The following is an 11,660-nucleotide window of genomic DNA, read 5'->3' as shown; positions in this document are numbered from 1 at the left end:
TGAAAGGCTTTTAAGATATGATATAATTATAAAGGATTTTGATATTCTTTATCTTTAAAAGATTATAACGCAAGGAGGATATATTGTTTGTTTGAACAACAGTTTCTTGTTTTCAAGGAAGTTGCCGAAACTAAAAATATTACACTTGCAGCTAAAAAACTTCATATGAGTCAGCCGAGTATCAGTCTCCAAATCCAGAACCTAGAGAATCAGTATGGTGCACGTTTTTTTGACCGAACAAATAAGGGCGTAAGTCTAACTCGGGCTGGGGAAGTATTCTATGAAAATGTCCGACAAGTTCTGGATATTCTGAATAATGCCCAGCAGCAGGTGAGTGAATTAGCCGAGGAACAGAGAGGACTTATTTGCTTAGGAGCTACTTTGACCATTGGAGAGTATATACTTCCGAATATTTTAGCGTACCTTTATCATGAACGGCCAGATCTTGATTTTAAGGCAAAGATTGCGAATACGGAATCTATCGCTCAAGATGTTCTCGAAAAAAGGATCCATATTGGGTTAATTGAAGGACCTGTGCCCAAGCACAAGGAGCTTGTTGTAGAAAGTTTCTGGCAAGATGAATTGGTTGTCGTTGTTCCCAATTTCCATCCTTGGGCTTCTCGCAACAGTATAACGTTAATGGATTTATTAAAAGAACCCCTTGTGACTCGGGAAGTAGGCTCAGGAACACGCAAGGTGATGGAAATGGCGTTAAAGGAAAGAGGGCTTGATCCGTCTCAACTGAATGTTACGATGGAATTAGGAAGTACGCAAGCCATTAAACAAGTAGTTGCTGCGGGCCTGGGAATAACAATAATTTCATCATTCACTGTACATCGCGAATGTGAGCAAAGGATTTTTAAAGCCTTAAAAATTCAGGACTCTCCAGTCTATCGGGATTTAAGTATTCTTACGCTTGTTCAGACGAACCAAACGAAAGATGAGCGGTACCTCATCAACCTGCTGCACGACAGGAAGCTTCTTTCAGATATTTTAAGTCGGGATTATTGTTCGGCGGAGCCTGAGCCGTAAGTTTAAATTGATTGAGGATAAGTATGAAAAAAGATATACGTGTTGGCTTAGTCCAACTAAGGGCCGAGGTCGGAGAAACTCGCCGCAACTTAAAACGGATTTGTGACTGGGCGCAAAAGGCTGCGCAGCAGGGAATTAACTTTTTATGTTTTCCTGAAAGCGCGCTTCATGGATATTCACCGAAAGATGCGCAGGGGCTCGGGGATTCCTCCGATAGTTCTATTATTAAAGAACTTAGGCAATGTGCCTCCGATCTGGGCTTAACTTTATTGGTTGGAATGGTTGAACAAGCGAAACAGGGGCAAAAGCCATACTTATCGCAGATCATTGTATCTCCTAACCAAGAACCCGCTTTTTATCGAAAAGTCCATCTTGGTCGAAGCGAGCGGGATTACTTTACTCCGGGGACTGAGTTTCCGGTTTTTGAGGCTGAAGGAATTCGATTTGCTGTAGGAATTTGCTGGGACTGGCATTTCCCTGAGATGGCAGGTATTTATTCCTTAAAAGGGGCCGAACTTTTATTTGCTCCACATGCTTCGCCGGTAGTAGCGGGAGATCGTAAAGAGATTTGGCTGCGCTATCTAGGAGCTCGTGCCTACGATAATTCGGTTTATCTAGGGGCCTGCAACTTAGTCGGACCGAACAACCGGGGAAAGGAATTCAGCGGGGGAGCTTTGCTTTTCGGGCCTAAGGGAGAAGTGCTGGCTGAAAACTTCAAAACTGGAGAGGAATTACTGGCGGCGGATCTATCAGCAGAACGTCTCAATCTCTTACGAAGTCCTCAAAGGGATTCGATGAAAGACAGCTTCTTCTTAGCGGATCGAAGAAAAGAGTTGTATAAGGAACTGATAGAGCTTGAAGTGAAGTAATCTTCATATAGGCGTTTCGCCTATTATAAATGATGACTTTAAGGAAAAAGCAAAAAAGTTTATTTATTTGTGAAAGTGAAATTCTGCACATTTGATATTATTTAAGAATTAAAATAAAGAATTTAACACTGATGTTACACAAAATAGGTCTTTTATGTAGCGTTGCAGAAAGGGTGTATATTATGAGAACCATCAGTCAAAGCAAACCTGATCACTTTTTTGATGAAATAATCGATGTATTCAATGATGGCATATATATCACTGATTCTCACGGCTACACCTTAAAAGTCAATAAGGCATACGAAACAATCACTGGTCTAAAGCGTGAAGAAGTTCTGGGCAAGTATGTTATGGATTTAGAAAAAGAGGGCGTATTTAAGTCTCCGTTAAATCCTTTGGTTGTCAAAACAGGCCGGCAGCACACGGATGTTCAGGTTAATAAAATGGGCAGAAAGGTCGTTATTTGCGGCAGCCCTATCTTTGATAACAATGGTAATGTGATTTATGTAGTAACTCTTGTCAGAGATATTACGGGGTTATCTCATCTAAGAGACGAAATAGCTGCTCAAAGAGAGCTTATTCAAAAATATCATGAGGAAGCACAGTATTTACGCTCTAAATATTTAGAGCGCGAGAAAGCAATCTTCGAAAGCCCTCAAATGTTAAAATTATTGGAATTACTTAAACGTGTCGCAAAAACGGATGCAAATGTCTTAATCTTAGGAGAGACAGGTGTAGGTAAAGGAGTATTTGCGGCAAAAGTTCATGAGTATAGTTGCCGCAGGGAGGAACCTTTTTTTAAGGTCAATTGTGCAACAATCCCTGAAAATTTAATAGAATCTGAGCTTTTTGGGTATGAACCAGGAGCTTTTACCGGGGCTAATGCTAAAGGAAAACCCGGATATTTTGAAATGGCTGATAAAGGTACACTATTTTTAGACGAAATCGGTGAACTGCCTATTTCAATGCAAGCCAAGCTTTTAGGGGTAATTCAAGATCATGAAGTGATGAGATTAGGATCAAATACGGTCAAAAAAGTAGATGTACGGCTTGTTACGGCAACAAATGTAAACTTGGAGCAGGCGGTTAAAGAAGGAAAATTTAGGAGCGACTTGTACTATCGTTTAAAAGTTGCAGTATTAGAAATTCCTCCATTACGGAAAAGGCAAGAGGATATCATTCCCTTTATAGAATTCTTCCTCGATAAATTCAATACAAAATATAAGAAAAGATTAAGTTTTTCAAGCGAAGCTAAACATTTAATGCGCGAATATAATTGGCCGGGCAATATTCGTGAAATGGAAAATATGATTCAAGGATTAGTGGTAACCTCGGAGAACGAAGAAATAAATCTATGCGATTTACCTTGCTATTTAATTGAAAACGTTAAACAAGAAATTATATCCGGTGTAATACCTAATACTTGTAAAAAAACATTAAATGGGCTGATGGAGGACTACGAAAAGCAAATTCTAAAAGAAGCCTTGGATAAATTTCATTGCGTAGCCGCTGTAGCTGAAAATTTATGTGTTGATAAATCAACGGTTTTTAGGAAAATTAAAAAATATAAAATAATGTAGGACTTTTTGCATAGATAAGTGCGTCTGAGGAATTGCCGTTTTGCAATTGAATTGCAGAATTGCAATTCCTCTTTTTTTAAGAAATAATAGTGACTAAATCATATATAGCTGAGCCTAAATGTCAGGCATATAAGGCCTTGGAATTCGTTTGAGTGAATTCAGTATTGGTTTACAGAACTTAGAAATAATGAAATTAGAGAAAGAATCTAAACAATAGTCGCAATATTGCAATGGCTTAATTGATGGCAAATAGCCAAATGCGCTAAATATCGATATTTTAATTCTGGCATAGATGTTGCATATGTCTTTAATCGTATTTACCTATAGAGGAACTTCCCTACACGTTTAAATGCTTAAGAGTATTCAGCGAAATAATGACTCGTAGTTAAGTAACCACTATTTAGGTAAAGGGATTCTCAACATTGGAAGGGGGAAACAACCAAATGACAGCGATGGAAAGGGGGAGTCATAATCTGTAAAGATAAGTGTGAAAGTGAGTTCAAACATTATTGATCCGTAGTCTGTAACCTTGTTATCCTATCACCCGACGTGGCTTTTAGAGGCAACTTTTTAGAAAGAAAGGTGTACAAATGAGTCAGGAAAAAACAGTTACAATTCGATCTAAAGCTGACGTAATTGATTTTTTAAATAACGCGGGTCCGGCTAGGAATGCTTTAATTGTTATTATTACGGCCCTTGGTGGAGTGTTTATTGATGCTTACGATTTTACGAGTTTGGGAATCGGAGCAGTACAGCTAAAAGAGCAATTCAATTTAAACGCTGTGCAGATGGGTAGCTTAACTGCTGCAATGGGATTTGGAGCCTTGCTCGGTGCAATCTTTGGCGGTTACCTAGTGGATAAGCTCGGACGGAAACGTATGTTTTACGCGGATTTATGGTTTTTCGTATTATCTGCAATTGTTGGAGCACTTTCTCCAAATATTACGATATTGGCAATTTGTCGCTTTGTAATGGGTATTGGAGTAGGACTAGATTTTCCGGTCGCGCTAAGTTATATCGCTGAGTTTAGTTCGCTCAAGGGTAAAGGTAAATGGGTTAATTTGTGGCAGGGAATGTGGTATGTAGCAGCATCTGCATCATTCTTAATTATTCTTCCGTTCTACTTTTTAGGTGCTGGCCCACATCTTTGGCGATGGGCAGTCGGTTTTGGAGCAGTGCCAGCGATTGCGGTACTAGGTTTAAGAAAGCTCTTTATGGAAGAAAGTCCCCTTTGGGCAGCGAATCATTTGGGATTGAAGGAAACGGCACGTATACTTGAAGCAACTTATGGTGTCAAGGTTAAGCTGGACTGTAAACCCGAGGATTTAGAAGCACCTGAGGAAGAAAATAAACCTAAACTATCATATGGGGTATTATTTACTGCACAGTACAGAATGAGAACCATTATGACAACGATCATTGCAGCAACTCAAAGTATGGAATATTTCGCCGTAGGATTTTATCTTCCGGTTATTGCAGCTCTGATTTTCGGTAAGGAATTCCTTTGGGCTATAGTAGGTTCAATTGTGTTTAACTGTTTTGGCATGGTCGGTGGTACTTGGCAAGCCTATGCCGTAGAAAAATTTGGTTCGCGAAAGTTGGCGATAACAGGCTATATCATAGCTTTTTCTTGCCTACTAACGATTGGACTTTATAAAGAACAATTACCCCTATATGTGCAAGCGCTGTTAATAGGAATGTTTATCTTTGGACACTCTTTTGGTCCCGGGGCACAAGGAATGTCGATGGCTACTCTCTCTTATCCCGCATCAATTAGAGGTTTGGGATCGGGTTGGGGTCAAACAATGGTTCGTGTTGGGAGCATCACGGGTTTCTACTTCTTCCCTATTGTCTTAGCTGCTCTAGGATTACAGTACACTTTGCTTGTTCTTTCAGCAGTCCCGGCAATTGGTCTAATTACCGCTTTAACCATTAAGTGGGAGCCGGTAGGTAAAGATATCGATTCGGAAAGTATAACCTCTACGGCAAAGTAGAGTAAAACGGATTCAAGAATAGAAAAGAAGAGAGCAATTTAAGTTTTTTACAAAGATTAAGAGAAAAGGAGATTAAAGAGATGGCTGTAGCAGAAGTATTATCACCCCAAGAGTTAAGAATCGTTGAACAAGAGAAAAAGAAATCAGGCGGATTTCTAAGAGAACGTACGGCTAAAATTTACAATTCGTTTGTTCTTTCAAAACCTCGCATAGATATTGAACGGGGTAAATATTTTACAGAGTCTTTTAAAACAACAGAAGGCCAGCCCTTAATTTTGAGATGGGCAAAGGCGCTCTACCATATTGCCGAGAATATTCCTGTCTATATTGACGACCATCAATTGCTAGCAGGCAGAGTTGGATGCCAAGGTAAATACGGTTTAATCTATCCTGAACTTGACGGATGTTTCCTTGACCAGCTCGCCGAAAATGTTAAGAATCGCGAGACCGCACCGTTCTACCTAGCAGATGAAGATGCCAAGATTATCAATGAAGAAATAGCACCTTACTGGAAAGGGAAAAGCTTTTATGAAGATTTGGCTCATTCTTTGCCCGAAGATGTACTAAAAGTTACTTATAATCCTGAAGATATCTATACACAACGTTTTATTGTCAGCGAAACATCGTCTATGCGTTCAGCTCTCCAATGGGTTCATGATTATGAAACACCCATTGTAAAAGGTTTTAAAGCTATTAAAGAAGAGGCTCAAAAGGAACTTGATGCATTAGATCCGCTGGAACCTACGGATATGATTGATAAAGCTCCGTTCTTACAAGCGATTGTTATCGTGTCAGATGCTATTGTTCTTTGGGCGAAACGTCACGCCGTTTTGGCTAAAGAAATGGCTGCCAAAGAAAAGAACGCCGTAAGAAAGCAAGAATTACTGACCATTTCCGAAATCTGTGAAAGAGTACCGGAATATCCGGCTCGCAATTTCCGTGAAGCCATTCAATGCCAATGGTTTACTCAAATGTTTTCTCGTTTTGAGCAAAAAACTGGGGCAACCGTTTCCAACGGCAGAATGGATCAATACCTCTATCCTCTGTATAAAAAAGATCTGGATGATGGTTTGATCGATGCCGAACAAGCGAAAGGGCTCTTGGAATGCATGTGGCTGGGCATGGCTCAATACTTAGACCTCTACATCAGTCCTGCCGGTGCAAACTTCAATTCAGGCTGCGCACACTGGGAAGCTGTTACTGTTGGCGGTGTTGATGAAAACGGCAATGATGCGACTAATGAGTTAACTTATGTATTCCTTCAATCCAAAAGAGAATTCCCTTTCAACTATCCTGACTTAGCAGCTCGTATCCATGAGCGTTCACCCGAAAGATATCTCTATGAAGTGGCTGAAACGATTAAAGACGGATCAGGCTTCCCGAAATTGATCAATGATGAAGAAGTCATTCCGCTTTTAATTGCTAAGGGAGCAGATATCGCATCAGCAAATACCTATGCAGTATCAGGATGTACTGAAGTCAGAATGCCTAATCTCGATACTTTTACAAGTGCTTGCCCATACGTTAACTTAGGAGCAGCTTTAGAGCTTGCCTTAAATAACGGACGCATGAAAATGTATGGGGATGAACTTCTAACCATTGAAACGGGTGAGTTAAAAGATTTCCGTACATGGGAAGATTTCTGGAAAGCTTATCTCGCTCAGCAGCAATATTTAATTAAACAAGCCTTTAAACAACAGCTTATTGTTGTCAGACTTCGTGAAAAACACTTTGCAGCGCCAATGGGTTCATCTATTCACGCTCTCTGTATGAAAAATAAAAAAGATTTGCATTCTGCTCATATCGATGGCGGAATTGACTTGGGATATTTCGATTTCATCGGCTATGGAACCGTCGTTGACTCCTTAAGCGCTATTAAAACCATGGTCTTTGATAATAACAAATTAACCTTAGAAAAATTGAATGAAATCTTAGATAAGAACTTCGAAGGTTACGAAGAAATTCGCCAAATGCTGATGAAGGCTCCTCGCTATGGCAACAATGATCCGGAAGCGGATGCTATTGCTAAAGCGATCGACTTAGATGGTGTAAAATTCGCTCACCAATATTCAAAGAAAATGGGCTTTAACTTGGATCTGCGTTATGTACCTGTTACTTCCCATGTACCTTTCGGTAAAGTAGTTGGTGCAACACCGAACGGAAGAACGAAAGGAACGTTCCTCTCTGACGGTTCTTCAGCTGCTCATGGCGCTGATGTCAAAGGACCAACAGCTATTTTAATGTCCAACTACAATTCGAAAAACCGCGGTTTTTTTGAACGAGCTGCTCGTCTTCTCAACATTAAATTAAGCCCTGCAGTTGTAGTCGGTGAAGAAGGAACCCATAAATTGATGTCCATCATTCGCAGCTGGTGTGACTTGAAATTATGGCACTTACAATTCAACATTGTAAATCAAGCGACTCTGTTAGCCGCTAAAAAGAATCCCGAAAGATATAAAGATCTTCTCGTTCGCGTAGCGGGTTATAGTGCTTACTTTGTTGATCTGTCGCCTGAATTGCAAGATGACATCATTGCAAGAACAGCACATGCAACACTGTAAGATTCGCACTTCCACATGGAGGTTAATTCAATGACATTAGACAAAAGCAAATCAGGCCTAGTCTTTAACATTCAGACGTTTTCGGTGCATGATGGTCCCGGTATACGGACGATTGCGTTTCTGAAAGGATGTCCATTGCATTGTGAGTGGTGCAGCAATCCTGAATCTCAAAGTACTTCTCCGGAGCTGGCCTGGAGTGCAAGCCGCTGTATTGGCTGTCATCTTTGCATGAAAGCTTGTCCGAATAAGGTCATTAGCTTAGGGGAACACGGTGAGATCAAGATTGACCGGGAGCAGTGCAAGAAATGTTTTACGTGTGCTGATGCTTGCCCTGCGGGTGCACTTCGCGTCTTTGGACAACAGATGAGTGTTGAACAAGTATTGCGTGAAGTTGAGGCCGATAGTGCCTTTTACAGACGTTCGGAAGGCGGGATGACGCTAAGCGGCGGTGAGGCGCTTCTGCAAGGAGATTTTGCAATCAATCTTTTGAAAGAGGCAAAATGCCACGGATTAAAGACTGCCATTGAAACGTGCGGGTGCGTTCAGTGGCCTGTCTTAGAAAAAGCCTGTCAATATTTGAATACTGTTATTTTTGACATTAAGTGTTTAGATTCAGACAAGCATAAGCAACATACGGGTGTTGGCAATGAGCTGATATTGAGCAACTTTAAGAAGATGTGCACTCAATTCCCGGACAAATCCATCTTAGCAAGAACACCCGTGATTCCTGGGTTTAATGACACAGAAGAAGATGTTTTGGCAATTATCGAGTTCCTTAAGCCCTTTCCGAATGTGAAATATGAACTCCTGCCTTACCATCGACTTGGAGAGCCCAAATATATATCTTTGGACCGCGAATATCCAATGGGCAGCGTAAAGCTGAGTGATGAAGGCGCGAACCGTTTGAAAGCAGCAGCAAGAGAACATTTTGGAGATCGAATGGTCGGTTAAACGTTACCAAAAAGAAGATAGCCGTAAGCGTTTAAAAGATAGTTCCGAAAAAATAGGCTCTGAAAAAGGGACTAAGAGACTTAGTCCCTTTTTCTATTTCTCTGATAGTCAGTTATCCGTGATGAGGAGGAAATAAGAATGGCAGATAATCAACAACGATGGGTTCTTACACCTCAAGAAAGTCAGATTGAGGGTTTGACCAAGGTACAGCAAACAGGCAGAGAAAGAACGTTCAGAAGACTAAATGCAATTAGAAAATCTCCGTTAAAGCTGGGAATTGACAGGGCACGATTGCTCACGGAATCCTTTAAGATAACAGAGGGTAAGCCTTTAGTGCTTCGCTGGGCAATTGCCTTAAAACATATCGCAGAGCAAATGCCTCTATCGATTGGTGAAGATGACTTAATCGTCGGAAAAGGGGACAGCCAGTCCGGAAGATGCGGAATTTTATATCCAGAAGTGGATGGTGCACTTGTTGATCTATTGCAGGCACCAACTCCGGAAGTAGATAAGATCTTAAAAGAGGAAATTGCTCCCTATTGGAAAGGGCATACTTTAGCCGAGAAATATGGAAAGAGCATGCCTGAAGAAACAAGACGGCTGATCTTCGGAGAAGATCCGGAGAATATTCAAAAACAGCTGGGACTTGTTATGCCGTCCGGAACTGCCCGTTCAGCCATGAATTTCACGCAAGATTTCCAAAAGGTTGTTGGTCGAGGAATCAAGGATATTAAGCAAAAGGCTCAGACGATGCTTGATGCGTTGGAATCTCCGGTTGACAAAGTAGAAAAAGGACCATTTCTTGAAGCAGTGATTATCACCTGTGAGGCTATCGTACTCTGGGCAAATCGGTATGCCAAACAGGCACGGGAAATGGCGGAAAAAGAAAATAATCCGGCACGGAAAAATGAACTATTGGAAATTGCTCAAGCCTGTGAATGGGTGCCGGAAAATCCGGCCCGCAATTTTAGAGAAGCGCTGCAAGCTGCATGGTTTGTACAAATCTTCTCCAGAATCGAGCAAAAAATTGGCGCTGCACTGGGAAATGGCAGAATGGATCAGTATCTCTATCCTTATTATCAAAAAGACCTTAAAGAAGGCCGCATTACTCCTGCACAGGCGAAAGAGCTTTTTGAAAGTCTTTGGCTGAATATGGCGGAAGCCAAGATGATATTTATTACTCCAACTGGCGGCGTTTCCGAAGGATATGCTCACTTTGAAGGGGTCACTCTTGGGGGAATGACCAGAGACGGTAAGGATGCAACAAACGATCTGTCGTATCTCATTCTGGAATCGAAGGACAGCCTGCCCCTGCCCTATCCCGATTTGGGAGTCAGAATCCATGCGAAGACTCCGGAAAAATTCCTTCGCTTTGTCTGTGAAGTGATCAAGAGCGGTCAAGGATATCCCAAACTCCTTAATGATGAAGAAGTTATTCCGCTCTATTTGTTCAAAGGGATACCCTACGAAGATGCACTTGACTACAGTATTACGGGTACGGTCGAGCACCGGGTACCCAATTACGAAACATATATCAATCCATGCGGCGTAATCAATATGCCAGCCGCCTTAGAGCTGGTCTTGAATAACGGTAAAACTAAAAAATACGGAGATATGCAGTTAGGCTTAGAAACTGGGGATCCTCGAGAATTTGCTTCATTTGCTGATTTAATGAAAGCTTATGCTGCTCAGCATCTGTATCTCTTAAAACACCTTGTAGCTCAGCAGGCTGTCATTGATACGATGAAAACAGAGTTCTTTGCGGCACCCTTTACTTCCATGCTTCATGATCGTTGTATGGATCAAGCCAAAGACATTAATGGAGATATTGAGAACAGCTTCAAAGAGCAGTTCCATGATGCTGTTGGATTTGGGACAGTCATTGATTCTTTGGCAGCTATTAAAAAATGGGTTTACGACGAGAAGAAGCTTTCTATGGCTGAACTGCTTGACGCTCTTCACGTTGATTTTGAGGGAAAAGAAGCAATCCAAAAGATGTGTTTAGAGGCTCCTAAATATGGAACAAACGATCCTTATGCAGATGATATCGGTAAGGAAATCGAAAGAGTTCATATGGAATATTTAAAAAGCATCAGCGGTTTAAATGGGGAATTATTGACGATGCGTATGGTTCCCGTAACGAATCACATTGCTATGGGTAAAATTACTGGGGCATCCGCTAACGGCAGAAAAGCTGGAGTTTATTTATCTGAAGGAACGTCTGCAACCCAATGTTCCTCCGCTAAGGATCCGCTTGATCTCTTACACTCCAATGCCAGCACCAAAAATAAAGGATTTAAAGGACGCCAAGCAAGGCTGTTAAATCTTGATTTGAGACCTGCATCGGTAGAAGGAGAGGAAGGAACGACAAAGTTAATGACGCTGATCAGAAACTGGTGTGATCTTAAACTTTACCATATTCAGTTCAATGTCATTAACAAGGGGACACTGCAGAACGCTCAAAAAAATCCGGAGAAGTATCACAATTTAATGATCAACGTAGCGGGATATAACGATTATTTCTGTGATCTTGGAGCGGATGTTCAAAATGAGATGATTGCCCGCAGCGAATATGAAGTTCAATAAGATCGATAGGCCTACATGGTGTTAAGAAGATAGACTTGAAAAATTTTATAGACAGAGAAACGAGGCTGAAGACAATAAAATGGATTT

7 protein-coding genes are annotated in these 11,660 nt (G+C 41.1%); all 7 read left to right on the top strand.

Features of this window, described 5'->3' with window-relative positions; translation table 11 throughout:
• The first annotated feature begins 87 nt into the window (after positions 1–87).
• The 7 genes from ACHOLT_RS02360 (at position 88) to hpsG (ACHOLT_RS02330) (ending at position 11,573) form a co-directional block, all read left to right on the top strand.
• Positions 88–1,032, top strand: coding sequence for a LysR family transcriptional regulator (locus ACHOLT_RS02360; RefSeq protein ID WP_425805538.1), 945 nt, complete (start codon positions 88–90; stop codon positions 1,030–1,032).
• A gap of 23 nt (positions 1,033–1,055) precedes the next feature.
• Entirely contained in the window at positions 1,056–1,901 is an 846-nt protein-coding gene (locus tag ACHOLT_RS02355) for a nitrilase family protein (protein WP_425805537.1), read from the top strand.
• 182 nt (positions 1,902–2,083) lie between these two features.
• Positions 2,084–3,481 (top strand): sigma-54 interaction domain-containing protein, encoded by a 1,398-nt coding sequence (locus ACHOLT_RS02350; protein WP_425805536.1) that lies wholly within the window; start codon positions 2,084–2,086, stop codon positions 3,479–3,481.
• Between the two features lie 590 nt (positions 3,482–4,071).
• Complete coding sequence (locus ACHOLT_RS02345; protein ID WP_425805535.1) at positions 4,072–5,475, top strand: MFS transporter; 1,404 nt, start codon at positions 4,072–4,074, stop codon at positions 5,473–5,475.
• Between the two features lie 80 nt (positions 5,476–5,555).
• Positions 5,556–8,036 (top strand): (2S)-3-sulfopropanediol dehydratase, encoded by a 2,481-nt coding sequence (gene hpsG, locus ACHOLT_RS02340; RefSeq protein ID WP_425805533.1) that lies wholly within the window; start codon positions 5,556–5,558, stop codon positions 8,034–8,036.
• A gap of 30 nt (positions 8,037–8,066) precedes the next feature.
• Positions 8,067–8,987 (top strand): (2S)-3-sulfopropanediol dehydratase activating enzyme, encoded by a 921-nt coding sequence (hpsH, locus tag ACHOLT_RS02335; protein ID WP_425805531.1) that lies wholly within the window; start codon positions 8,067–8,069, stop codon positions 8,985–8,987.
• A 138-nt stretch (positions 8,988–9,125) separates the two neighbouring features.
• On the top strand, positions 9,126–11,573 hold the full coding sequence (gene hpsG / locus ACHOLT_RS02330) for a (2S)-3-sulfopropanediol dehydratase (RefSeq protein WP_425805530.1): 2,448 nt from the start codon (positions 9,126–9,128) through the stop codon (positions 11,571–11,573).
• Positions 11,574–11,660: the final 87 nt, after the last annotated feature.

It is taken from the genome of Desulfitobacterium nosdiversum, from assembly GCF_049860565.1.
GTDB lineage: Bacteria > Bacillota > Desulfitobacteriia > Desulfitobacteriales > Desulfitobacteriaceae > Desulfitobacterium_A > Desulfitobacterium_A nosdiversum.
This window is presented reverse-complemented; position numbering and strand designations above follow the sequence as displayed.

Bases quoted from the DNA above. Each gene is read 5' to 3' on its own strand.
- ACHOLT_RS02345 (WP_425805535.1), top strand. From the start codon at position 4,072: ATGAGTCAGGAAAAAACAGTTACAATTCGATCTAAAGCTGACGTAATT.
- hpsH (WP_425805531.1), top strand. From the start codon at position 8,067: ATGACATTAGACAAAAGCAAATCAGGCCTAGTCTTTAACATTCAGACG.
- hpsG (WP_425805530.1), top strand. From the start codon at position 9,126: ATGGCAGATAATCAACAACGATGGGTTCTTACACCTCAAGAAAGTCAG.
- ACHOLT_RS02355 (WP_425805537.1), top strand. From the start codon at position 1,056: ATGAAAAAAGATATACGTGTTGGCTTAGTCCAACTAAGGGCCGAGGTC.
- hpsG (WP_425805533.1), top strand. From the start codon at position 5,556: ATGGCTGTAGCAGAAGTATTATCACCCCAAGAGTTAAGAATCGTTGAA.
- ACHOLT_RS02350 (WP_425805536.1), top strand. From the start codon at position 2,084: ATGAGAACCATCAGTCAAAGCAAACCTGATCACTTTTTTGATGAAATA.